This window comes from Paenibacillus pseudetheri, from assembly GCF_924513355.1.
Lineage (GTDB): Bacteria > Bacillota > Bacilli > Paenibacillales > Paenibacillaceae > Paenibacillus_AQ > Paenibacillus_AQ pseudetheri.
This window is the reverse complement of sequence record NZ_CAKMAB010000053.1, coordinates 1-25,858: the sequence shown is the minus strand read 5'-3', so window position 1 is coordinate 25,858 and position 25,858 is coordinate 1. Positions and strand designations below refer to the sequence as shown.

The 25,858-nt window shown below is 39.6% G+C and carries 16 protein-coding genes; 11 read left to right on the top strand and 5 right to left on the bottom strand.

Annotation, left to right across the window (positions count from 1 at the left end; translation table 11 throughout):
• Positions 1 to 21 precede the first annotated feature (21 nt).
• From L1028_RS28070 to L1028_RS28050, 5 genes are all read right to left on the bottom strand, one after another.
• Positions 22 to 1,236 carry a Gfo/Idh/MocA family protein gene (locus tag L1028_RS28070; protein WP_234541262.1) on the bottom strand — a complete coding sequence of 405 codons (1,215 nt, stop codon included), beginning with the start codon at positions 1,234 to 1,236 and terminating at the stop codon, positions 22 to 24.
• Between the two features lie 15 nt (positions 1,237 to 1,251).
• Positions 1,252 to 3,546 carry a hypothetical protein gene (locus L1028_RS28065; protein WP_234541261.1) on the bottom strand — a complete coding sequence of 765 codons (2,295 nt, stop codon included), beginning with the start codon at positions 3,544 to 3,546 and terminating at the stop codon, positions 1,252 to 1,254.
• 14 nt (positions 3,547 to 3,560) lie between these two features.
• Positions 3,561 to 5,156 (bottom strand): ABC transporter substrate-binding protein, encoded by a 1,596-nt coding sequence (locus L1028_RS28060; protein ID WP_234541260.1) that lies wholly within the window; start codon positions 5,154 to 5,156, stop codon positions 3,561 to 3,563.
• Positions 5,157 to 5,206: 50 nt separating this feature from the next.
• A complete protein-coding gene (locus L1028_RS28055; RefSeq protein ID WP_060625409.1) occupies positions 5,207 to 6,094 on the bottom strand; it encodes a carbohydrate ABC transporter permease in 888 nt (295 codons plus the stop codon).
• Positions 6,095 to 6,197: 103 nt separating this feature from the next.
• Positions 6,198 to 7,169 (bottom strand): ABC transporter permease, encoded by a 972-nt coding sequence (locus L1028_RS28050; protein WP_234541259.1) that lies wholly within the window; start codon positions 7,167 to 7,169, stop codon positions 6,198 to 6,200.
• 225 nt (positions 7,170 to 7,394) lie between these two features.
• On the opposite strand from L1028_RS28050, the gene L1028_RS28045 reads away from it, so the two are divergent.
• From L1028_RS28045 to L1028_RS28000, 11 genes are all read left to right on the top strand, one after another.
• Complete coding sequence (locus tag L1028_RS28045; RefSeq protein ID WP_234541258.1) at positions 7,395 to 9,764, top strand: AraC family transcriptional regulator; 2,370 nt, start codon at positions 7,395 to 7,397, stop codon at positions 9,762 to 9,764.
• 412 nt (positions 9,765 to 10,176) lie between these two features.
• Positions 10,177 to 10,317, top strand: a complete 141-nt coding sequence (locus L1028_RS28040) for a hypothetical protein (protein ID WP_234541256.1) — start codon at positions 10,177 to 10,179, stop codon at positions 10,315 to 10,317.
• Between the two features lie 64 nt (positions 10,318 to 10,381).
• On the top strand, positions 10,382 to 11,998 hold the full coding sequence (locus L1028_RS28035) for an S-layer homology domain-containing protein (protein WP_234541255.1): 1,617 nt from the start codon (positions 10,382 to 10,384) through the stop codon (positions 11,996 to 11,998).
• A 57-nt stretch (positions 11,999 to 12,055) separates the two neighbouring features.
• A complete protein-coding gene (locus L1028_RS28030; RefSeq protein WP_234541253.1) occupies positions 12,056 to 16,756 on the top strand; it encodes an Ig-like domain-containing protein in 4,701 nt (1,566 codons plus the stop codon).
• 283 nt (positions 16,757 to 17,039) lie between these two features.
• Positions 17,040 to 19,889 carry a glycoside hydrolase family 38 N-terminal domain-containing protein gene (locus tag L1028_RS28025; RefSeq protein WP_234541251.1) on the top strand — a complete coding sequence of 950 codons (2,850 nt, stop codon included), beginning with the start codon at positions 17,040 to 17,042 and terminating at the stop codon, positions 19,887 to 19,889.
• 52 nt (positions 19,890 to 19,941) lie between these two features.
• Complete coding sequence (locus tag L1028_RS28020; protein ID WP_234541250.1) at positions 19,942 to 20,898, top strand: HAD family hydrolase; 957 nt, start codon at positions 19,942 to 19,944, stop codon at positions 20,896 to 20,898.
• A 371-nt stretch (positions 20,899 to 21,269) separates the two neighbouring features.
• Entirely contained in the window at positions 21,270 to 21,398 is a 129-nt protein-coding gene (locus L1028_RS31410; RefSeq protein ID WP_279306930.1) for a hypothetical protein, read from the top strand.
• Positions 21,395 to 21,613, top strand: a complete 219-nt coding sequence (locus tag L1028_RS28015; protein WP_234541249.1) for a hypothetical protein — start codon at positions 21,395 to 21,397, stop codon at positions 21,611 to 21,613. Before L1028_RS31410 ends, L1028_RS28015 begins: the two co-directional genes overlap by 4 nt.
• Before the next feature lie 177 nt (positions 21,614 to 21,790).
• Positions 21,791 to 22,366, top strand: a complete 576-nt coding sequence (gene sigK / locus L1028_RS28010; RefSeq protein WP_234541248.1) for an RNA polymerase sporulation sigma factor SigK — start codon at positions 21,791 to 21,793, stop codon at positions 22,364 to 22,366.
• Between the two features lie 160 nt (positions 22,367 to 22,526).
• The gene (locus tag L1028_RS28005; RefSeq protein ID WP_234541247.1) at positions 22,527 to 22,856 is read left to right on the top strand and encodes a hypothetical protein; all 330 of its coding nucleotides are present in this window, start codon (positions 22,527 to 22,529) and stop codon (positions 22,854 to 22,856) included.
• Between the two features lie 593 nt (positions 22,857 to 23,449).
• On the top strand, positions 23,450 to 25,483 hold the full coding sequence (locus L1028_RS28000; RefSeq protein WP_234541246.1) for a DUF5054 domain-containing protein: 2,034 nt from the start codon (positions 23,450 to 23,452) through the stop codon (positions 25,481 to 25,483).
• The last annotated feature ends 375 nt before the right edge of the window (positions 25,484 to 25,858 follow it).

The window sequence follows — 25,858 nt, the reverse complement described above, 5'->3', positions numbered from 1 at the left end:
ATCTCTCCATTATCGTTTGATTTATAAAGTGACAGGATAAAATTGATCGCTTTCGGAAAACGCTTTGGCTTGCAGACATACAAGGGCGCTACGAATCCCGTCCTTTAGTGGGGCAACGGATTCGGTGGTTCTGCCCTGCATCAGGTGTACAAAATTACGCATAAGTACAATATCGCCGCCGCCATGACGCGAGCCTTGATCATCGAGACGCACAGTGGTTACTTTATCACTCATGTGGTCAAATACTTTGATTTCATTGGTGGCGAAATTGAATTCCACGGTGCCCTTATAGCCATATAACCTAGCCCCTCGGCGCGCAGCCCCTTTGCGGGCAAAGAAGTTCTGCGAATACATGACGTGCATGCCGCTTTCGTATTTCACAATCATACTGCCGGAGTCTTCGTTACCGGTGTCTACCGCAAAGCTGCAATAGTCGTTACGCGGAATGTCATTGCGCACATGAGTGATATTGTAAGTGCTGTCCATACAAGTTTCCCATTTGTCACATTCGCTGCAGCGAAGGCCGGCAGGCATGTCGCCTTTATAAATTTGTTTGGATTTCATGGCACAAACGTTCACGGGTTCTTCACCGAGCAGATAGTTGATGATGTCGATATCATGCGTTGCCTTTTGCAGGAAAAGCCCCTTAGAAGCGGATTCATCTCGATACCAGTCGTGGAAATAAACAAATCCATAGGGAACATCGTTGAAGGCCTGTACATGCTCCACCTTGCCAATCGTGCCGGCATCCAGAATACGCTTGACCTCCTGCACCAGCGGTGTGACCCGCAAGGGGAAGGAAACAACGGTGGGAGCCGTTGCGTTCGCTTCGCAGTCGGCTAACGTTCTCAGATCCTCCATCGTAGTCGCCACCGGTTTTTCCAAAAACAGCGGCAGATTGCGATCCAGCACCTTTTTGGCGAAATAAGTATGTGTGTTGCAGTTCGTACCTACGATCACGCCGTCCAGTTTTTCGTTGTCCAGCATTTCGTCCGCATCCGTATAAAAGGTAATGGTATCCGGATTCATCTCGCAGCTGCGCAAAAGTCCGTCGATTTTATCGATTCCCATTTGGTGCATCGATTCCTTGGAGCCGTCTTTCTTCATTAAAGCTCGCACGCGCTCATGGTCGGGATCGGCTACTGCCTTGATCTGGACTTCATAAGGTAGTGCGAACAAATCATCCATCAGCATGTCGATCCGCACGCCGTATCCAATAATACCAATATTCAACAAAGGGAAGACCTCCTATTATTTTTGTAGTTCAATTTGTATACGCTCACCGGCTGAAAGGGGAACCATCTTCATATTTCCAAAGTAATTATGCGTTACGCTCCGAGTGTTTGTGCGTTCGTCTGCAAGCAGTGTAACAACCGTACTGTATGATGTAGGATTATACATTTCCAGGTGAACGGAATCCTGATCCCACTGTGTAACATAGCATTCCACATGATCGAATACCTGGAGTGTGCGGCTGGTAAAATCCACATAAACGCCGGGTACTTCCACAAACGTAAGCAGCATGGAAACTTCCGGCCAGTTGGAGCCATAGAGGAATTCACCAACGCTTTCCTTGCCTTCCCAATCACTTGTTTGCACACGTTCATTCATATAACCTGGAGGCAAATATTTCTTTTCGAGCGTAAACTCCGGATCTTCCGCCAGAGATACATACTGCGGTAAACTGTGTGCAATGGCATGTAGATCCTGCAGATATTTTGAATTGCCAGTAAAACGAAACAGCTTGAGAAGACTGTTGCCTGAAAGTGTACAAATCCCAGGAGCAGAATGCTTGTTCTGCGCGTTGGCAAATACCGTGCCGCTGCTATGCACACCACGCTTTGCAGCTGTACTGTGTGCAGGGAACACAAAGTCATAGCTCATGACCCATGTCATGGCAATTTCACAGGTATATTCCGCATAGGATAGCCAGATGCTCTTTCGGGTCGTTTCATACAGCTGGACATAGCTTTCCAGCATGGCGAAGGCCGCTTCGCTATCCGGTGCTTGACAGATTTCTCCTGGACAGCCGTTCAGCATGCCTTTTACTAAATAGTTATTGTAATAATACTCACCGAGCCGTTCGGCGACATCGAGGTATTCCGCAGACTGAAAATATTCGCTTGCCAGTGCCAACGCGCCTACAGCCATACACGCTCCGGCTGAATTGCCTATTACTATTTCTTCTGTAGCCATATCAATGAACTGTCCGAGCTGCCCGTATTTTTGGAACAACCGTACAAATGCATCGCAAAGAGCCTTTACGGGTTGCTCAAACTCGATTGTGGAGTGGTGATTCTCCGAAAGCCACAATAGCTGCTTCAATACAAAATAGAGCAAGTCGGCATTTTTTCGGACGAGCAAAATGGTGTCAGAGTTACTGTCGAAGCCGTCACCATAAAATTTTCCGTTTCCATACATGCCGAACACCCATCCGCTGGGATGCTGCAACCGTGAAAAAATAAAGCGAAGGGTAGACAGTGCGCGCTGACGTGCTTCGGATGTATCTTCCAGTAAGAACGGATAGCTGTTCATGCCTCCACCAATCCAGCCTGCCTGCCAACATTGTTGAGGTATATTCCAGTCGGTCCCTACGGAGTAATATCCTTCTTCTATAAAGTTTTCTCTTTGGTATTTTTCTTTGATAGTTATATATGCCTTATAAAATGGAACGTTATAAAAAAGCTTCGGAATCTCCAACGTTGTTTTCGAACCATTCACCTGTTTGAAAAAGTCAGGCAAAGATATTTGCTGCCAATGAAAGACACAAGCAGTAAGAGTCAATGTTTCACCTTGCTTGAACAAAGCTCCGGTATCCTGAGATGGAGCTGAGACATCTGGACGAAAGCCCTGTCCGTCGTTTTGATCTCCAAAAAAATATTGCGTATTTTCGCGTACGCCCGGAACGGACAGTACAAAAGATGCTTGGCGATCGACTTGATTCTCATCGACGGTAAAGCCTGTATAATAACCCCCGCATTGGTGCTCACTGAGCAGGACAGAACCGGATTGATCGTTGAGATCATAAAATCCGCACAAAGAAGATGCCATATCACCAGAAAGCAAAGAAATTCGCGATTGTGTTTTCTCAATATCGAGATGAGGAATGCTGGTTATGACTTCGGCATCTGTAAGTTGGCTATTTTGGGGAGGTGCATAATAAGGCGGATAGGGAAGAGGCAAGCTTGTAAAGCGGTTACCATTATAAACCGCACCTGGCATCAACACATAGTTGCCTTTTTCCCATTGTCCGGCCTCCATCGAAAACGAAAAATTCATCGGAACTTTTGTATCTTCGTGAAATGACAAGGTAATATCCAATCGTTGGCCTTGCGGTAGGGTATGAGTTGTAATCGAAGCACTGCAAGGGTAGCGTAAAAAAGTATATTGACTGTTTTCCGGATTCACGGAAACTTTCTCACAGTCTAGTACTTCACTGCCGTTAAAGGATTTACACATAAGAGAATAACGCATAGCGGGTTCCTTTCTATTATCGCTTATTAAATAGAAATCCGGTGTAAGATATTGCAATACACCGGATTTCATAAAGGAGTGCGAGATTATTTGTTTGCTTTCCAGGCGTCATATTGAGCCTGCTTTTCTTTGATGATGTCGTCCACACCTGCAGCTTTCAGGCGCTTGAGGAATTCTGGCAATACTTTAGCAGGGTCAACTGAACCAGAGCTGAGTGCCGGAATCATTTCGGTGGTAACAGCAGAGCAGTTTGCAAGCTGAGTTTTTACAGGTGTCGAATCGAACACGAAGCCCGTTACTGGTGAAAGTTCTGCTGTTTTGTCAGCTTCATAGATGATTTTTTGAGTCTCTCTTTGAATCTCACCATCTTTGTTCTTGTCATAGTTAGTACGGTTGAAGTTAGGGCTGTAAGATTGACCAATTTGCCATTCGTTAAAGTTGAAATTGTATTTGCCTTCAACCATAGTAAACTTGCCATTTTCGTCGTAATTGTAGTCAACGCCCTCTTCACCAAGCGTAACCAGTTTGTACAGCTCATCGTTCGTGTTGAGCAGTTCAACTAACTGCAAAGCTTTTTCAATATGTTTGGATTCGGAATTGATTGCAATAGCAGCAGTAGAAGCTGCGCCCGCAGGAATCATCGTGCGAGAGGTAGAAACGGTAACTGCAGGAGCATTACCTGCGCTTTTAGTCATAGACATATTGCTGGCATCAGGATTACCAGGATATTCAATGTTGTCAGGCCAGCTGCCCGTTTTCTCAGCGACAAATTTAGCTGCTTTACGATCAGGAGAAGTATCTTTTACTGTTGCGCCATCCTTGCGAACATAACCTTTGAGGAACCAGTCGCGCATAATTTCAGTGTACTTCGCAAAATCTTCCGTCTCAAACTGGTTGATGACTTTGTCTTGATTGTCAAGGTTAATCCAGCCAGGGATGCTAGTATCACCCACGGCTTCCATGTTCCATAACAGCGGATTGCTGGCAAACAAGCTTTCAATGGAACTGGTCTCAAACCCGATCATTTCTCGGTGTTTTGCTAGAGCATCGCCAAGGAAAGGCCCTATCTTATCAAGTGCATCAATTGCAGTCTTGTCTTTCAAGGCTTTCCAGTCAAAACCGGTTTCATCTACAAGATCAGAACGGAATTTAAAGCCCTCTCGTTTGGCAGTGCCCCACTGTTGATAGTTCACGAGTCCATAGATCTTGCCATTTACTTTAACGCCTTCCCACAGTCCTTCAGGGATACGGGAATAAGTTTCAGGCGCATATTTAGGGAGGAGGTCAGTCAGATCAGCATAAGCACCTTTGGATGCGTTTTCAAAGAAGTTAATGCCACCCCAGTTTGCAGTGAAGCTGAGATCCCAATCGTCGCCGGAATTGATCATCAGATTCATTTTCTCGGCATATGTGCTGCTGTCTACAAGAATCAGATCCAGTTTTGCATTGATTTCTTTGCCAATGATTTCGTTCGCTTTCTTCATGACGCGGTCAAAGTCATTGACAGGGCTGTTCATCATGTAGAATTTGAGCTCAACCAACTTTTCATCAGCTGGAGCAGAAGCCGAAGCAGAATCCGGAGCAGAATCATCGGTAGATCCTGCTTCTTTCTGCCCGCAGCCGGTCAGCATCATGGTAAACACCATCGTTACAGACAACAGAATTGCGGAAAATCTTTTCATTGTAGTTCCCCCTAATTTTTATTTAATTTTCCGGTGGATTACCGGTAAAATTACTCTTTTACAGCGCCTATTGTCAAGCCTTTTTCAAAGTACTTTTGCAGTAAAGGATACAGCAAAATAATAGGGCCGATGGCGAGTACGCAAGTTGCCATGCGCGCGCCTTCACTAGGCAGCATTCCAATAGCAGCCTCCATTGACTGTGAAGCTTGTGCGTTCGACTGCAAATATCCAATGTTGTTCATCAAAGATTGCAGCAGATATTGTAGGGGGCGTAGATTTTGTGATTCAATATACAATGATGCGGTCATCCAGTCATTCCAGTAGGCAATGGCTACAAACAAACCGATGGTTGCAAGCGACGGTTTGGAAAGCGGTAATGCAATCCGGAAAAAAGTACGGATTTCACCCGAGCCATCGATACGCGCTGACTCGATTAATGAATCTGGAATCGTACGGAAGAAATTTTTCATAATCAGTATGTTAACCGTCGACACCAGATAGACGATAATCAGCACCCAGATGGTGTCCTTCAGATGCAGGATGCGCGTCAGCAAAATGTACTGCGGAACAAGACCGCCGTTGAACAGCACCGGAAGATACACAAAGAAAGTGAGCGCTTTGCGGTGAGTCACTTCGGGACGTGTCAGTGAATACGACAGCATGGAAGTAATCAGCAGATGTAAAAGTGTGCCGACAACCGTGACAGAAATCGTAACGGCATATGCATTTAGAATAGAGCCTGCTCCACTGAATACATACTGATAAGCTGCTGTGCTGAACTCTTTGGGCCAGAAGCGATATCCATCAAGCATCAACGATCGCTCATCCGTAAACGATATGGATACAACCAAAAGCAGCGGAAGGATGCAGGCTAGGCTCATGGCAATAAACGTAAGATGAATCACTAATTTTGAAAAATGTAGTTTTCTCAGAAGCATGTATTTTCCTCCCAATTAGAAACGGATTTAAGTCTTTTTTCAAAGACAGTATTCCGTTTCTGCAGATCGATCAGAAAGTGCAAATTTCATCCTTTCGGATCGATTAAAATAGTGCGCTATCGGGATCCTTCTTTTTAATGATGTAATTCGAGATCAACACAAGGAAGAAACCAACTACCGCTTGATATAAACCAATTGCCGACGCCATGCCGTAGTCATTGACCTTTTTCAGCGAGCGGAATACAAGTGTGTCGATAACGTCTGTTGCTGAGTAAAGAGCACCCGCATCATTTGGAAGCGTGTAGAATCCGTTCCAGTCACCCAGACCGCCATTGAATAATTTCCCAACCCATAGCAGTGAAAGAACAATGATGGTTGGTTGTAGAAGCGGCAATGTAATATGTTTAATACGTTGCCACTTCGAAGCACCGTCCAGTTGCGCAGCTTCATAGTAGTCGGTGTTAATCCCGGCAATCGCCGCTACATACAGCACCGAATAGTAACCGACGTTCTTCCATATATAAGCAATTGGCAAAATGTATCGCCAGTAAGACGGCTCACTGTACCAGTAAATGGTCTCTCCACCGTTTTCGGAAATCATGCTGTTGACAATACCACGGTCAACACTTAGTAGGCTGAAGAGAATGAACTGGATGACAATCCATGAGAGGAAGGTCGGCAGCAATATCGATCCCTTATAGGTAGCAGATACAAATTTGTGTTTTACTTCATTTAATAGAATAGCCAGTGCCAATGCGCAAAGCGTAACGGCAACTGCTTGTACTACATTGTAAAAAAGTGTATTGAAGGTAACGCTTCTCGCTGCGTCAGATTTAAAGAAAAACTCAAAGTTTTTGAATAGCGGGTCCATCCATGGACTTCCGAGAATACCATCGCGTGCATTGTAATCTTTGAAGGCAATGATAACGCCGACCATCGGGATGTAAAATAGGATCGCAACAAAAATTAATCCGGGTGCCATCATTAAATAGAAAGGTGTCTGACGGCGCATGCTGCGCAATGTTCTGCGAGGCTTACCCGTGCGATTCGGAATTGCATTTGTAATCGTCTTCATTGTTTCACCCCCTTTCTCTGCATTGGTTGTACGTCTGCTATTACTGTAGCTAAGAGGGGGGGGAGCTTCAACAAACAAATATGTTGTTCTTTTTGTTTTTCAACACTGGGTATCTCTAAAAAATAACGATTTCTACAAAGTGTTATAAATCGTTGAGGTATAATCAATTTATCACTATAATAATAATCAATATATTTCTTAGGAAGCTGTCACTTGGAGGTCTTAATGAAGCTCTCAAATAAAACACAAAAAGGTAGAACGAGCTTTTTACGCAAATCTTTTTTCTCTTTTTTGATTATCTCGATTATCATCACTGTTTTACTTACGACTTTTTTGACATTTAATTATTTACGTACTACGATTTCATTAATTAACGGCTATAACGAAAAACTGATTGCTCAATCCAATTACAGTATCACTTATCTCGACGAGACCGCCAAAAAATTTGGAAATGCTCTATACACCGACAAAGATATCATCGCCTATTTAAACATGGATGAGAATGATGTGCGTGTTGCAATTGCAGCAAGCAGGGTAATTGACAAACACTTTCTGACACTGAACGACATCGATAGCGTGTATCTTTACAATACGGGGTTGGATTTGTATTACTCCTCACGCACCGGTGAACTAAAGTCATCGTCTGCATTTTCAGATCAGGCCATTGCAAAGTTGTTAACAGACAAAAAATTTGTAAAAGAGTATCGTGGTCGACCCATTGTGGCATCTGTTGATGAAGCAACACAACCGGCAAATGTGTGTTCATATATATTATTTGAACCAGGGAATACGGAATCTGGCCTAAAAAATGCTATCGTTGTCAACATTCGAACGAAAGCGCTTACGAACTCTATCCAGGCGATTAACAGTAGTGATGCAGTTCCTGAAACATCTTTTTTTGTGGTTGACACAGGCGGTTCTATTTTAAGCATGGCCCTCTCACCGGATTTTGCTCATGACATGAGTGAAGTGCGGACATTAGGTCGGAAAGTGCAGGAACTGGACGGCAACATGAATCAGGTGCAAAAAATTGACGGAATCAGTTATCTTGTTTCGAGCAGTAAAAGTAATGCAAACAACTGGTACATCATGGGTGTTACACCCTTCAAAAAAATTTTCAAGGATGTAATCACCGCATCAATCGTGTCGGCGGGGATCGTAGCAGCTGTATTTATTTTTTGCGCGGTCATTTGCCTGTTCTTGGCACGCAGATTGAACAATCCTATTCAAGCCATTACGAAAATCATAAATGGGGAAGCTCCTGAAAAAAGCAATCCACTCGTGTCTGACACGGAAGAATTTCAAGTTATTCTATCGGTATTTGAATCGATGAAGGAGCAAAATTTGCAGCTTGATAAACTCATGCGTGAAACCGGCTATGCTGCCAAACAAGATTTACTAAATTCCCTGTTAAGTGAAAGTTCAACGTATTCGATGAATACCATTCAGGAGAAGCTTCATGATCTGGACTTGGATTATATCGCCTCCAATCAGCTGTGTATGTGTCTATTCAAAATAGATAATTACAGTGTATTTAGGTCGGAGAATAGTCAAGAAGAGCGTTGGGCATTGCGTTATGCCATTGTGAATATTGCAGCAGAAATAGCGGAGGAAATTCCGTGTGAAATATTCAGTTGTGATTCTGATAAATTTGTAGTGTTAGTTGATTGTGCAGAAGTAACGCAATTTAAGTTAATGCAGGAAAAAATAGAGCGATATTTGCGCGAAGTACAAAGTAAAACGCAACAATTTATTCGTATATCTTTATCTATGACGTACAGCACCTTGTTTAAGGGAATGGAACATTTGCCTAGCATGTATAACAGTATGAAGGGTTCGATTCAACTTAAGATCCGTTATGGACATGGATGCATTATTTCTCCTTATATGATGGATGAAATCAATATGGATGATTTCCATGTACCTGTGAAGAAGGAAGAACAGCTGATCGAAAAAGTACTTGAAGGAGATATTGAAGGTGTTTTTGTCATATATCAATCTATCAAAAAGCAGTTATATAATTGTTCTTACAATGAAATCATATCATGCATTATACATTTGATTTATTGTCTTTATTCCGGTGTACTTAGCAAGATGCCTGCCATAAAGGATAATCAAGATCTATTTCTGCAGGAGTTGTTGCACAATCTGCAAGATGCAGAAGTGAGCACGGATATCGATGATGTAATGAATACCTTTTTGACAAAGCTCTGCAGTAAGGTATTGATGTTAAAAAACTCGTCAAACAATAACGATTATTTAATTCAGCGCATTATCGGAATTGTAGAACAGGAATATTCCGATACCGGCTTATGTTTAAGTTCAATTGCTGAAAAGTTGCGTATGTCTCCGAATTATGTAGGTCGATTGTTTAAAACGTCATACGGGCAGTCGATTGCACAATACATCTTTGATTTGCGAATGAAAAAGTTGGATGATTATATGCGAAGCACCAATCTGACCTTGTCGGTGATTATAGAGAAGATTGGCCTTGAAAGGAACAATTATTTTTATACTCGATTCAAGAAGCATTTTGGCATGTCTCTCAGTGAATACAGGCTGCATCTGGGACACGATGTTGATGATGATGATTGAATTCAGGCTTGTACATTATAATTAAATTTTTGATTAACGGCCCTTATCTCTTTCGTTGGAGACGCGGGCTTTTTTTGTTTAGACTGATCTTAGAGAAAATATTAAAAATATGAGGTACAGGGAATATTATTCGTTTTGAAAAAGCAGAAAAACATCAAATAGTACATTTTTTGAGATTGCTGGCTAGAGAGCAAGCCGACTACAATGCAAGTAACTCAGCTGTATATTTTGTTGAATAGCTGAGTTGATTTATATCAAAAGAATGCAGCATTTTAACAACCTAGGGGGGATTCATGAACAAGATTATTGTTGCAAAGAAGCATAGCTTGATACTTGAAAGATAGGAAAATAAGTTGTAGTAGAAGTTATTTTAACTTTTAAAAATGGAGGAGTCGCTAAGAAACATTTAAAAATGTCTGCGAGAAATAATGTAAGCGCTTCACTAACTGTTGGTATTTTCCTAACTGGTTTTACAGGTCTGGCCTTTGCGGATAATGAACAAATTGAAGGGGAAAATGCACTATCGTTGGGTTCAACAGGTGTTTTTAGTTAAGTCGAAACATACGAGTTCAATATAAAGAATTTTTGAATGAAATGAAACATCGGGAGGATAGAGTATGCGTAAACGAATCTCCGTAATATTTGCAGTAATACTATGTATAGCAATATTGCCTGTAAATTGTTTAGCAGCTTCTACTAATCTAAAAGCAACTTATAATAAGGGCGTTGTTGCTATAGATGGTAAAGGATATGAAGCAAGTAAGGATTATATGGTAAGAGTAGTTGATAAAGTAAATGACACCCTTAAAGCGATGGGACAGGTTCAAGCAAATGCGAATGGTACCATTTCAGGTTCGATTACGACAGGTGCTTTGGAAAAGGTAGAAGAGCATATTGTATATGTGAATGGAATGGATGGTACATTGGTTTCATCAGCAACGTTGACTGGAAAGGTTGATCCAAAACCAGATCCAACACCAACACCAACACCAACACCAACGCCAACACCAACAGCACCAACACCAACACCAACACCAACGCCAAAGCCTGTCCCAAATCTGAGCCAAGAGCCTACCATTAAAGATGGTTGCATTTCTTATGATCATGTAAAGCCTGATAAGGACGGAAATGTAAGTGTTGAAATTAACATTAACCATGTAGAATCGGCGATTGATAGTGCTGCAACAGATGATTTTGGAGTAAAGCAACTCACCATAAAAATAGGAACTATGGATAATGCGAAGCAAAATACGGTAACGATCCCTGTAGGGAAAATAGCAGCAAAGACTGGAAAGATGGATGTCACAGTAAGTACTGGCTTTGGTGATATTGTCTTAACCAATGACACAATTAAATCCTTAGCAAAAGATATCAATAGTAAAGTAAATGTCGTCATAAGTCCAATTGATAAGAGTAGACTTACATCAATAGCAAGCGAAACGATAGGCAACAGAGTAGGTGTTCATGTCTCAATCTTACAAGAAGGCAAGCCTGTAAATGCGGATATTCAGATCGCCATTGCTTACAAGCCTGTAGGAAATGAAGCTGTAGATTATGAACATATCGTCGTATATCAAGTAGCTAAGGATGGCAGCTTGACCATCGTTTCAAATGGCAGATATAACAAAGAAACAGGCAAAGTTACTGTAAATGGCTTGGCGAATGGAACTTATGCGATAGGTTTTGTAAAGAAAACGTTTGAAGACACCGCCAAGCATAAATGGGCAGAAAAACAGATATCTGTACTCGCTTCCAAAAATATCATAATAGGAACAAGTGAAACAACCTATTCTCCTCAAAAGAGTATTACGAGAGCAGACTTCTTGAAGCTGCTAGTAAATACATTAGGACTTGAAGCAGATATCAATGGGAACTTTGATGATATTGCAGCAAATGATCATTACTATAACGAAGTCGCTATAGCCAAAGCACTAGGTATAACATCTGGTTTAGGAAACAATAAATTTGAACCAAGTGCGCAAATTAGTAGACAAGACATGATGGTAATGGTAGAGAAAGCATCTCAAATGGCGGGTAAACCAGGTGTAGAAGGAAGCAACAAGGATCTTCAAAGATTTAATGATGCAGACAAGATCGCAAGTTATGCGCGAAATAGTGTAGCAACCTTAATTAAAGAAGGAATAATTACAGGAGATGGCAGCAAGATCAATCCAACTGGCAAGACAACTAGAGCTGAGGCTGCCGTAATCTTGTATAAGTTGTATAACAGATAAACCCTATTAACATCTCAAACATTATAATATGTAAATGAAGGGAATGATTATACAATTATGAATAAGAAAAAAATCTTTAGTTCCATGATTGCATTTATAATGATATGCACTTCATTATTTGTCCCTACTTATAGTGTTCAAGCAGCAGAAAGCGAAGATAACTCTCTGAACAAAATACAAGCGCAATTCTTTGTGTCACCAGATGGAAAAGATGAAAATAAAGGTTCATATGATAAGCCATTTGCAACTTTACAAGCCGCAAGAGATGCGGTTCGAAAAATTAATCAGAACATGACAGGTGATATTTACGTATTTATTTCAGAAGGTAAATATTATCTTGATGAAACAATTACTTTCAATGAAAACGACTCTGGTACGAATGGTCATAAGATTATCTATAGAAATTTAGATGATTTGGCTAGTGCTGAAATTATCGGTGGTAAGCCTGTTGATACAGATTGGCAAGTAGTTGGAAAAACCGGTGCTGATGCTGACTTACCAGCTGCAGCAGCAGGTAAGGTTTATAAAACTAACGTTGGTACTGATGTGATTTTTGATACTCTTTATGTAAATGATAGACGTGCAACATTAGCACGTACTCAAAATTTAAATAAGTACAAAGATTTTCCAGCTGCTCTAACACCTTATATGAGAAGTGCAGGCGGTGGAATTGGTGACTTGATTTATAAAAATGGTGATCTTGATCAAGAATCAATTAACGGGATCGTAAACGCCCAAGCGCGAGGGGACTTGGATGCCTCTGTATATATGTGGGATGGTGGATACTGGGATTGGATGACGGATACTATTCCAGTTTCTGCGATTGATACTGCAAGTCGCAAGCTTGTATACAAAACCGTTTCAGGCAAACCAGAAATGTATAGACCTAAATATAATACAGGTTCAGATGCAAGATATTTTGTACAGGGAAATCTAGGCTTCTTGGATGCTCCAGGTGAATATTATTTCAATAAAACGACGGGTGATTTGTATTATTATCCAGAAGGGAATATAAATGAAAATGAATTTATTATCCCTAAAGTCAAAGAAGTGATCCGTGTCGAAGGCTCAGATAAGGATCATATGGTTTCAAATATTGAATTCAGCGGCTTGCAATTGAAGGATACCAATACGACGGATTGGTATGCATATGGTTGGAACTGGGGAGATGCAGGAGCGGGTTTAGGTTTCTATCCTGAGGAAGCTAAAGGAAGTACACAACCATCCTATGCCGAGCAAACTGAAAGAATAGAGTTCCAATATGGTGTGATTACACTGACGAATACGAAAAATATCACGATTTCCAAAGCACACATTAAAAATTCAGGTATGTTTGGAATTAATCTTTATTTAGCCAATCAAAATACTGTGATCAAGGATAGCCTTATTGAATATACAGGTCATGGTGGTATAACTGTAGACGGCGGCTACCCTGGTGTAGCAGGAGATAAAAACGGGGATGGCTATAGCAGAGATAATACAATATCGAATATCATTGTTCATGATATTGGTGAGCTTATTGGTCAGGCCACTGGGATTACGATTCAGCAGTCAAGCTATAATACGATATCTCATGTAGAAATCTATAATTCACCAAGAAGAGGGATTTTTCTAACTGCCGGACATAGTCGTAACCCAAATGGAGCTTTCCCGAATGGTGATAAAAATTTCAATATTATGACAGATATGTACACTCACCATAATACAATTGAATATGTATATTTGCATGATGCGCAACAAGATGGTGGGGATGACGGAGCTTTCTTTGCATGTTATTTGTATAAGGGTTCGAATTACAAACCTAATTACTTAAACCAAGTTATTATTGATAACACAGGGGCAAATCCTACCATGACTGATTTTGGGCCTAATGATATGAACTTGGATATGGGCGCCTCAGGTTTAGAGTTAAATAATGTAAAAGCAACGAATCCAATGAACTTTAATATTGAAGTGAATACGATTCTTCAATATGGCGATGATATAAAGTTTAATAATACAAATGTGAATTATGGGACACTTAGAAATCATATTAAGGATTTTGACGACTCCAAGATGGAGTATGACAAAATTGGAGTAACTTCAGATTATCCTGAACAATACCTGACAGACAGAGATCTGATTACAGAACCTGAAGATGTTTATTTTAAGGAGAATTTTGAAAATGGATTCGATGATTCTACTTGGTCATATCTTAACGGTCAGCCAAAAATTTCAACAGAATTTATGTCTGAAAGACCTATTAACGGCAAACAAAGTCTGGAACTGTTAGATAAAACTGGGGTATATAAGAATTTCCCTGAAATGCTGAACAAAGTCGTTACTGTTAAGATGTTTGACAGACAGAATCTTAATTTGGCAGCGTATGATTCAGGGCATCAGAATTCGGCTAGGGTTACATCCATTGCACGAGTTGATGACGGGGAGAACATTATTGGCATGGGTTTGGATTATGATACTACAGGTAATTATATAATCCAAACGGGAAATCAAAAGGAAACGACGAACATGACTAGAACGTTTGGTTGGCATGAGCTAACGTTTGACTATACATCAGGAACCGATGTAAAGCTCTATATTGATAATCAATTAGTCAAAACTTTAAATACTGCAGGATTTGATTATATCTCTTTTGGTTCGGATGATGGCAAAGGACAAGCTTTCTACGATGAGCTGTATGTGTTCGGCGGGGTTCCAGCAACCATGCCAATTCCTCCATCGAATATACCAGCACCTCCAGCATATGATGGATCAGAGATTAATAAGCAACAGCTTATGCTGAATTTAGAAGATGGAAATGTACCTGTTTTTACAAAAATAGGCAGCAATCCATCTGTAACAAGTGTTGTATATGATGATATCGAAAAAAATTATTATTTAAAGGATGAGATTAGAGACGGCAATGATTTCTATGAGTTGAATGCCCCTTGGAATAATTACCTGGTCAATATGAAATGGAAATTTGAAGGCTGGGGTACAACAAATGTTCTGGGTGGTGTCTATGATAACTTTACGATTTATGTAATGGCAAACAATAAAGGTCTAGCCCCTGGTAAAGCACCAGAATCTTATCAAGTAATTTATAGAAGAAATAAAAATGGAACTACAGGTTTTGAAGCTGGTACGCCGTATTTTGAAATCTCGAAACATACTGTAGGTGGAGATGCATCATTAGGTAAAGCAAGCGTACCAGAAGGATTTAATGCGAATGAATGGCATGATTTGCAGATTCAAACCTTTGATGGCAAAGTTGGTTTCGTATTGGATGGACAAAAAATGATATCGGCTGATGATGGTCAGTTTAAATCAGGTGGAGTTGGCTTTGGAGGAATTAATTCAACTGTTTACCTGGACGATATTGAGATCATATCCAATCCTCAATACGTGACTTATGAGAAAGATCTTGGTTTAGGCAATGCGGTATTAAAGGGCGACTTTAATCCTAATTATTATACTTATTTCGCCACTATAACTAATGCTGATGAGCCTATTACAATCAAGAAACCTTCTATCGTAATTAATGGTGTAGAAATTAAATTGCAGCTGAATGGTGAAGAGATTCCATTTGTAGATGGCAGTGCATCTATTTCACCGATTCAATTAGTTAAGGGTAAGAATGCTCTGATATTGTCAGAAGTTACTTTAGCGGGAAGTAAAGACTATACCATTTATATGAATAAGGATTATGAGATTGCTTCCATAGAAGGTATAGAGGAGAATGTATCAACAACTGTTGATCATGCTCCAAATTTATCAAGAGAGGTTACAGTTTCATTTAAAGATGGTAATACTCAGGTTGCCAAAGTGAATTGGGATACAGTGAATCCATCATTGTATAAAACACCAGGTACATTTACAGTAAAGGGTCAGCTTGCAGATCTAAAAGGACCATCAAGCACATTTAGTGTTAATGTAACAGTTGATGGTATTCAATCCATCGAAAAGCTAAGTAATGTTACTACTCTCGCTGGTGTAGCACCAGAATTGGCGGCTAAAGTTAAGGCACAGTATCTGAACGACACGAGAGAGCTGCCACTGACTTTTGCACAATTGGATACTTCCTTATATGCACAAGAAGGAACGATTATTGCAGTTGGCACAGCAGAAGGGTATGCAGGAGAACTTTTGCAAGTAGTAGAGGTACAGGACAATAATGATCCTAAACCAATACTAACGGCAGGTACCGCTAATCGTTTAACCGAGACGACAGCTTCCGTTTCCTTTAACACAAGTAAAGACGGACAATATTATTATCAAGTCGTTGAAAGCGGAGCTAAAATGCCAGTAATTGATACTAGTAAGGCCGGTGCTCCATGTAAAAAAGGACTAGTGCTAATTAGTATAGAAGGCTTAAAAACCGTAACTGCCAAAGATATTTATATTGTGGTTAAAAACGCTGCTGTTGTGAGTGAAGTATTAAAGATGGAGATTCCTAAATATACACCTGGTGCAGAAAGCGGATATACACTTGCAATTGGTAATGAGACTGCAGGTGGAGCTGGCTATACTCGTGATATTACGATTGGTGGAGACAAAGGTAAGGATTTAACGGGTAAGTATCTGGTAGTTCAATTTACGGAAGGAACAGGCGTTAATGCTAAGGTATCCGTAGTGATGATCGCGCCACAAAAAAATGAAGTTACTATATCCTATCAGAAACAAGGTACTGAAATAGAGACTTGGTTAACAAGCGCAATGCCAAACTTGATAGGAGAGAACATTGGCGTTGAAGTATTTGCTTTTACAAAAAGCAACTAAGATCGCTAGCTTACTGAACCCCTAGTGTGAAAATGTGAGAAATAGCCAAACAGCCCCTTTTCCTAATAGAAACGGGGCTGTTTACATTTTAACCTGTGGAGATTACTACAAAAGAGACTTTTTAGAGAAATTATTAAAAATAGGAGTTACAGCACAAAAATTAAAGTTGTAGAAAAAGCAAAAAACATCAAATAGTTCAGTTTTTGAGATTGCTGATCTGAGATCAGCACGGCTACAATGCAAGTAACTCAGGATAAAGTTCATAAAGGAAGGGATAGAAACCATGAACAAAACAAAGACAGGATATATCATCCCCCATACACATTGGGATCGAGAATGGCGTTACCCTATATGGGAAAATAGATTATACCTTGTAAAGCTAATGGATGAATTAATTGAGACCTTAGAAAATAACCCGGATTACAAAAAATTTCTTCTAGACGGTCAGGTTATTCCTATTTTGGATTACGTAGAGGTAAGGCCAGAAAACAGAGATAAGCTTGTCAAATTGATTAAGGATGGAAGAATAGATGTAGGTCCTTGGTATACTTTACCGGATCTATATCCAATAAGTGGAGAATCCATTGTACGTAACCTTCTAAAAGGAAGAAGAGAAGCAGAAAAACTAGGGAATTGTTTGGATATTGGCTATGAGTCCTTCGGATGGGGACAGCCATCACAGCTTCCACAGATCTATAAGGGCTTTGGAATAGATACAGTTATCGTGTCCAAGAATGTAGACAAGAAGCGAGCTCCAAACAGTGAGTTCAAGTGGACAGGCAAGGATGGCACAAGCGTCTATGCAACAAGATTAGGTGAAGATGCAAGAGCCAACTTTTTTATGAATGCCTATATTCATATTATGAACGGTGTAGCTTACAAGTCGGATGACTACAATTTTGACATGGGGAATTATGGTCAAGTCTATCATCAGGCGGATAGCGAGAACTATATACAAGACTATTTCAAGATTGAGGATACAGAAAAAATACACTCAGAGGTTATAAAAGAAGCAGTTACTAAGTCATGGAACGGTATGAAGGACACTCTTATGCCAGATGACAGAGCGATGATGGATGGTACTGATTCTACAACTGCTCAGCCTCAATTAATGAATCTGATCGAGGCAATCAATGAACAATTTGATGACATCGAGTTTAAGAGCTCCTCATTGGGGGAATATGTTGAAATTCTTAAAGAAAAGCTCAGCTTGGATGAGTTGATTGAGATCCACGGTGAAATGAGAGACGGACCAACAACCTCGTTGTCTGGGAATGCTCTAATGACAAGATCACATATCAAAACACTTAATAAAAAGGTTCAAAACAGCTTGTTTAATCAGGCGGAGCCTTTATCAGTAGTTAATATGATGGCAGGTGGCAAGTATGATGAGTCATTCTTGCAATTAGCTTTAGATTACATGTTATTATCCCATGCGCATGACTCCATAAATGGAGTAACCCAGGATAAAACGGTAGACGATGTACTCTATCGATTAAACCAAGCTTTGGAAATATCAAATGCGATATCCAATAAAAGCTGTCAGGATCTGATCAGACATATTGATCTGTCACAATATAATCGCGAGGATATAATACTTGTAGTGTTCAATCCATATGCAAAGCCAAGAAATGAAATGGTAAAGGCCTATATTGATACCCCGCAAGTTCAAAATATATGGGAGTTTGACATTGTGGACTGTGATGGAAATGTATGTGAGTTGCAGCATATATCCAGAACAGAGGTAACGTCCCCAGTGGTACAACTTCAGACAAGGCCGTTCCCTTATTACTCTGATCGTCATGGTGTAGTATTTGAGACTGGAGAAATACCAGCCGGCGGTTATAAGGTTTATAAATTATGCAATAAAGTAAAGTTTAACCGAAAAACAGAATTTTGGGCGAAGACTAGAACAACGGATGGGAAAGAGATAGCTATATCTTCTACATGTATGCAAAATGAATTCATCAAGGTTGAAGTGAATCCGAACGGAACCATTTCTATTCTGGATAAAGAAAATGGAAACTGCTTCGATAATCTCAATTACTTTGAAAGTACGGGAGATGTAGGGGATTATTGGATGTACTATCCTCCATATCATAATCAGACGTATAACAGCAAAGGCTGTAATGCCAGCATTTTCTTAATGGAGAACGGCAATCTTGCAGCTACTATTGGGGTTAAGCTTACCATGGAGCTACCTAAATATGCCTATCGTCCGGACAACTATGTAAGAGGCAAGAGTGAGCGTTCTGAACAAACAGAGCATTTGACCATAACGACTTATTATACATTAAAGAAAGATGCTAAAAATGTAGAAGTTAAGGTTGAGATCGATAATAACTGTAAAGACCATCGTATGAGTGTTCTGTTTGATACAGGAATCGAAGCGAGATCTGTTGATGCGCAAGGGCATTTTACAGTAGATAACAGAGATGTTACACCGCTTAAGGATGACAGAGGTCACTATTATAATGAATTACTAACCCAACCATTGCAGAACTTTGTGAGCATAGCAGATGATCATAAGGGCTTTGGAATTGTTACCGATTGCTTAGGAGAATACAGTGTAACGCCGGAATGTGAACATAAAGGTGGAGATGCAACGCTGTCCATGACGCTGTTTAGAGCTGTGAAAAATATTATCTGTACTGAATGGAGAAGCGCAGGGGTTTTCCCAAATCAAGAAGGTGGACAATTGCAACAAAAGCTGGTGTGCAACTATGCGATTTGCCCTATGAATTCAAGTTGGGAAAATAGTGATCTAAGTGAAATGGCGGATTGCTTCAATATTCCATTAAAGCCTGTTCAGACATGTGTTCCAGCGATGCTAGTCGAGAAATCAGAAGGAATCCTGCCGCCTAAACATAGCTTCTATCAAGTAACAGGTAAGTTAAGCGTATCCTGTATCAAAAAGGCTGAGAATAGCAACAGCATCATTGTACGTGTATTTAACCCATATCCTACTGAGCAAAGTGGAAGTATTATTTTTGGATGTGATGTACAAAACGTGTGCATGACGAATCTGAATGAGGAAGAAATGGCCGCTTCAAATTTAAATATTATTGATAACTCTGTAGAACTTAATATCAAGCCTAATAAGATCGTAACTCTGAAGTTAGATCTAGCGTAAAGTTTAAAATCTGATAGATAGAAAGGAAATTACAATGCTGCAACAATATAATATGAAAGATGAACTAATTGGGTTTATCAATCTTGAAACTGGCGGAGATGGACTATTTCAACTTGGAAAAGACGGAGTTAAAGAAATTTTAACTCCTCTTGACAAAAAAGTAGAATTTATTTTATTTGAAGATAAAACCTTATGTTATGTAAAATCTGCAATGGGGTATCCAGCCATATATCCAGTATATAAACCGAATTATGAAGGAAATGCAAAAGCTATACTGATGGACTTAGATGGTACAAGTGTGCATAGTGAAAGTTTTTGGATGTGGATTATAGAGCAGACTGTATCGAGACTTACCAAAAATGCTAAATTTACATTAGAAGCTAGTGATGAACCGCATGTTTCGGGGCATTCGGTATCCGAGCATTTACAATACTGTATAGACAAATATTACCCTAATCAGACAGTAGAAGAGGCAAGAAAGCACTACTTTGCAATAACAGAATATGAAATGAATGAGATACTGCATGGCAGGGGGAAGACAGATGCATTCACACCTGCTCCTGGACTTAAAGATTTCTTATATGAGTTGAAAGCCAAAAACATCAAAATAGGTTTAGTCACTTCAGGTCTATATAATAAGGCGATGCCTGAGATCATATCTGCCTTCAAAACGCTGGGAATGGGAGATCCGCTAGATTTTTATGATGCGATCATTACAGCAGGGCAAGCATTAGTAAAAGGGCAAGTAGGAACGATGGGAGAGCTCGCCCCAAAACCTCATCCATGGCTGTATTCTGAAACTGCAAGAGTTGGACTTGGTCTAACTGAAGAAGACAAGGGACATGTATTAGGATTTGAAGATTCATCAGCCGGGGTTGTATCGATCAGGCTGGCTGGTTTTTCAGCTATTGGAATCAATGGAGGAAACATCAGAAAGAGTGGAGTGCAGTCCTTATGCTTGAAAGAATATGACAATCTTTGTGATGCACTGCCGTTAATTTTATCTTAAATATACCTTAGTTAGTAAGTATTGAGTCGAGTGAAATCCAGGTATCCACTCCTGATTTTCGTTCGGCTTTTTCTATCCCCCATCGTATCCACAACCTCAAAAAATTCAAAGTATGTGATCAATAATCCACTTATATATACCGATTCAACCGGAAATATGCATGGAATGGGTGGGAAAAGTGGGAGTGCTGGTGGAGGCGCGTATACAGTTCCAAAATGGATATTTAAAGACTTTAAAATTGTTAAACTCAAAGCACAGCAGTTAAACCTAATAATGTAAAGGTACCGCTGGATGGTTCTAACTCCTCTAATAAGTTTAAAGCGGAAGTAAATAGTCAACTGAATAGTACTAAGGGGGCGGGTGAATTTGTTTTGAAGGAAGCATCTGCAGCATCAGTTAAGGCAGAGGATAATGTGGATAGCTTCAAAGTTTCCAACAACATCTTCAGAGTGCTGGGGGAAACTATAGGGAATTTGCAACAGATAGTGTTGACGATGTGAACAATATGGTAAAAGAAGGGTTTAAATACTCTAATTCACAATTCTTACCTAATAATCAACCAAACTCTTATAAAGTTATTACGGATTTGGGAAAAAGTATTGGAACTAAAGGGGAAACTAAAATTCAAGTTATTGTAGGAGCTGGCTTTGTTCTATGTGGTTCTTTTTTTGATGGGGGTACCAAGTGTCTATTGAACCCATCATTTTACCAATAACACATCTAATAATACCGTTACAAGGATTTTTGGATTTTATTTGTACGCACAAGAAATGCTTGGTTTTATATCCTAAATAACGTAATAGCGTTACGAATAACAGGTCGATTATGGTCAGATACCACCATTTCTTTACTCTTCCCTTTTAAAATTGTAAGATACAAACCTGTAAAAATAATGCAATCTGTTTATAGTAGTAGTAAGTTTATTTCATTCCAGTTTACATCGTATCGTGTCCATAACCTCAAAAAATTCGATAATACTGGAGAAGACATGGAGGATCTGATCTCCATCGGCACCATCGGCCTGATCAAGGCTATCGAGAGCTACCGCCCGAACAAAGGGACAAAGCTGACCACTTTTGCTGCTCGTTGTATTGAAAACGAAATCCTAGTGCACCTTAGATCACTAAAGAAGACCCGTAAAGATGTATCTCTGCACGATCCAATTGGGACAGACAAGGAAGGGAACGGAATTACACTCATCGATATCCTTGGTTCCGAAGCAGATGATGTCATTAAAGAGGTCGATCTTAAGATTGAGAAGAGCAAGATTTATCGTAATCTTGATATTTTGGATGATCGGGAAAAAGAAGTTGTCGTTGGGCGATTTGGACTTGATACAGGTGGAGAAGAGAGGACGCAGAGGGAGATTGCGAAGGAGGAGCTTGGTATCTCACGGAGTTATGTGTCGCGGATAGAGAAGAGGGCACTCATGAAGCTTTATCATGAGTTTTATAAGGCGAAGCGGTGATTTTAAGTTATTTAGCTGTTGTGAAGTATACGTAGATTGTTAACCTCCTTGGAAGAGAAAGGAGGTTTTTTTATTTTGTTGTTCAAAATTCCGATAATCAGCCGAACCTTTCTCAGTCATTCTTCCTTTTCCGGAGTTATTCTAAATGGGAAGGATGATTATGGAATGGTTGAGATCCATTCTGCTGGTCGTCTCTTTAAGCACATTAGGTTACTTTTCCTATGTTAAATCTTCCACGCCCATGGAAGCGGATATGAGAACACACTCCTCCAAAGTATTGGGTCAAACTGCGTTGTTGATGGATGAATACTTTGCTCATATTGCGAATTCAATACAGGTCGTATCTGTTAATCAAAATGTTATTGAAACTTTAAAATACTTCCAAGGGAACTCCGATTATAAAAATTATTTAAATAAGCAACAAGTTATCTGTATGTTGGGTGATATCCAGGCACTTAATCCGGATATTTGTAACATCATGATCTGGTAATAAAACGGCTTGCAGATCGGGGAGAACTTGAAGTGAACGTGTACCCGCATCGTTTTCGACATACTTATGCATGCCAACTCCTTGATAATGGTGCTCCATAAGATTTCATTCAAGGAATGCTCGGTCATGAGAAGGCATCAACCACTCAAGTCTACGCACAACTCCGCGGCGAACGTCGGAGAGAACTTTATCGACGATACTTTTAGTTTGTAATGGCGACGGATCAACTTTAGAATCCGTTGCTATTCAACGAAAGGGCAGTTTAATTAAACAATTAAATTAGAGTATTAATGACTTTTTCCCGATTGATTTGGTTTTATCAGATTTTATCGTATGAAACAGGTGGTAGACACATTAAAATGTCAGGATTTTATAAAGATGTGTCTTTATAAAATAAATACTAGACGTATGGAATGAACTATTATTACTTGGAATACCCCGCAATATGCGGAGATGTTAAGTGAAATACCAATAGTTAATTATTAAGAGTTTTTTTATGAGAGATCATGATTCAGAGTCCGAATTGGAATGGCCGAACCTTGTAAAAACAAAAGTGGAGTAAAAGCCTGAAAGCAATTATTTCACGACGTATTATGACTAAGAAAGGTGTGATTATAGAAATGAAAAAAATCTATGTGGTAAACAAAACTCATTTTGACATTGGTTTTACCGATTTAGCAGAAAATGTCTTGCACAAGTATTGCCATGATTACATTCAAAACGCAATCACTTTAGCTGAAGACTTAAGAAAAGAGGGCAAAGACTTTGTTTGGACAACAGGTAGCTTTATTATTGAATATTACTTCAAAAACATGGATGAAGAAGCTTGTAAAAAGCTAGACGACGCCATAAAGAAAGGTTACATTCGCTGGCACGCAATCCCGTGTACGTTTGAATCTGAAACTATGACGCCTCAAACTTTACATTACATGACTTCAATCTCAAAGAAGTTAGATGCTCGTTATGGATACAAAACAACAAGCGCAAAGATGACTGACGTCCCAGGACATACTATCGGGATTGTTGATGAGTTATATCGTCAAGGAATTAAATTCCTACACATTGGTGTAAATGGCTCGAGCTCAATTCCAGAAGTTCCAGATACATTTCTATGGAAGAATGGCGAAAGTGAGATAATTGTCTCTTATTCAGACGACTATGGTGGCGTAATCGGAATTGATTGCATAGATAACAAGCTGGCATTTATGCATACTCATGATAATAGTGGTCCAGGAACAAAAGAGAAAATTAACGTCTTTTTGTCAAAAATGGCAAATGAGTATCCAGACTATGAGCTTGAAATGACTTCAATGGATCAGTTTGCAAATGAAATTTGGGAAGTACGTGACCAACTGCCAGTTATTACAGAGGAGATTGGGGACACATGGATTCATGGAATGATGTCTGATCCGAAAATCATTCGTGATTATCGGATTTTAACTAATTACATGTTTGATAACAAAATAGAAAATGATGATGCTAATTTCTATGCGATGTTAGTTCCAGAGCATACTTGGGGAATGGATATCAAACGCTATTTCAGTGACTATATGAATTATGAAAAGAAAGACTTCCAACGAGCGCGTAGTTTAGACCAAATTACGGATCTTGATTTAACCTACGCTTATGGAATTGTTAAAGATGCAACTGTTGGCGAAATGCAATTCACTTATAATGAGTGGACTGATCGTTCGTACAAATTTTATGAGTCTTCATGGAAAGAACAACGCAAGAACGTTGATCGTGCAATAGCTTGTTTGGAGCCTAAAGATCAAAATAACATTAAAAAACTTATCGAAGTTCCATATCATATCTTTGAAAACCAAGGTATTGAATGTGGTTTGGAAGAATTGATTTCGGTAAACGGGTATCAAGTTATGTTTGCTAGCGATGGTTCAATTAACCACTTAGAAAAGGATGGAACACTTTACTTTGATCAGGACAACAAACTCGGGGTTCTGAGCTATACAATTGCTGGGCAAAATGACTATGATAACCTACGTTACAACTATTTGCGTGAATTACAACATAATTGGTGGGCAATTGACTTCTTAAAGCCAGGAATGGAAATTCAAAAACGAATTCAATTGAATGAAAATTTCACACCACATGTTGTGAAATTAGTTATGGAAAATGATTCGATTATTGCAACTTTAAAGTATAGCCAAAGAGCTGTGGAGGGGTATGGTGCTCCAAGAGTTGTAAAGGTTAAATATCAATTTGGAGATAAAGTTGAAATTGCACTATTATTAAAGGATAAAGATGCAATTCGTTATCCAGAAATTTATTCTTTTGACATTACACCACGTTTGAATTCGCCGTACTTAACTAAGATTCGTAAAATTGATACCGTTATTTCACCTTTTGAAGTGGTAGGTCACGGAAATAAGTTGCAACACATGATTGAAGAGTTAATTTACGATGGCAGCGATAAAAAAATCAATATTAAACCTATGGATGCCCCTCTTTTGGGAATCGGAACAAATAACAATCTAAGTTATAACAACAAATACCATCAAGACAACAATAAATTTACGTTTACACTATTGAACACAACATGGGGAACTAATTTCACGATGTGGTATGAAGAAGATATTTTTGCTCGTTTTGAGTTAGTGTTGGGATAACAATTTCCTGCGAACATAATGGGCATACGCCGATGCCTCTTCATCAAAAAAACAGTTTATTCTCTTATCTAGACTGTTTTTTAGGTACATTTAGACCGTTTAAGCGATATTCCTTCAAGATGTGTTTGATAAAGTATTCTCAGGCTAGGTCATCACGCTAACGGGACACGATAGCTCAATAACGACACAAAGGCAATCGATCAGTGGATCGGCTGCCTTTGTTCAGCTAACGGGCAGTTTAGAGCAACATTAAATCGGTATAATTTTGAAAGGAATGACAGCGGTGAAGACAGATAAAGAAATGTTGATATCGGTTATTTGCAACGACACTTCAAGAGATGACGAAATTGACGATGCCGTTATGGATTTATCCAA

What these genes read in the sequence shown, in the direction of transcription:
- L1028_RS28045 (WP_234541258.1), top strand. Translation starts at nt 7,395, where the DNA reads ATGAAGCTCTCAAATAAAACACAAAAAGGTAGAACGAGCTTTTTACGC.
- L1028_RS28040 (WP_234541256.1), top strand. Translation starts at nt 10,177, where the DNA reads ATGTCTGCGAGAAATAATGTAAGCGCTTCACTAACTGTTGGTATTTTC.
- L1028_RS28055 (WP_060625409.1), bottom strand. Translation starts at nt 6,094, where the DNA reads ATGCTTCTGAGAAAACTACATTTTTCAAAATTAGTGATTCATCTTACG.
- sigK (WP_234541248.1), top strand. Translation starts at nt 21,791, where the DNA reads ATGCAATCTGTTTATAGTAGTAGTAAGTTTATTTCATTCCAGTTTACA.
- L1028_RS28035 (WP_234541255.1), top strand. Translation starts at nt 10,382, where the DNA reads ATGCGTAAACGAATCTCCGTAATATTTGCAGTAATACTATGTATAGCA.
- L1028_RS28005 (WP_234541247.1), top strand. Translation starts at nt 22,527, where the DNA reads ATGGAATGGTTGAGATCCATTCTGCTGGTCGTCTCTTTAAGCACATTA.
- L1028_RS28065 (WP_234541261.1), bottom strand. Translation starts at nt 3,546, where the DNA reads ATGAAATCCGGTGTATTGCAATATCTTACACCGGATTTCTATTTAATA.
- L1028_RS28060 (WP_234541260.1), bottom strand. Translation starts at nt 5,156, where the DNA reads ATGAAAAGATTTTCCGCAATTCTGTTGTCTGTAACGATGGTGTTTACC.
- L1028_RS28030 (WP_234541253.1), top strand. Translation starts at nt 12,056, where the DNA reads ATGAATAAGAAAAAAATCTTTAGTTCCATGATTGCATTTATAATGATA.
- L1028_RS28025 (WP_234541251.1), top strand. Translation starts at nt 17,040, where the DNA reads ATGAACAAAACAAAGACAGGATATATCATCCCCCATACACATTGGGAT.
- L1028_RS28050 (WP_234541259.1), bottom strand. Translation starts at nt 7,169, where the DNA reads ATGAAGACGATTACAAATGCAATTCCGAATCGCACGGGTAAGCCTCGC.
- L1028_RS28020 (WP_234541250.1), top strand. Translation starts at nt 19,942, where the DNA reads ATGAAAGATGAACTAATTGGGTTTATCAATCTTGAAACTGGCGGAGAT.
- L1028_RS28000 (WP_234541246.1), top strand. Translation starts at nt 23,450, where the DNA reads ATGACTAAGAAAGGTGTGATTATAGAAATGAAAAAAATCTATGTGGTA.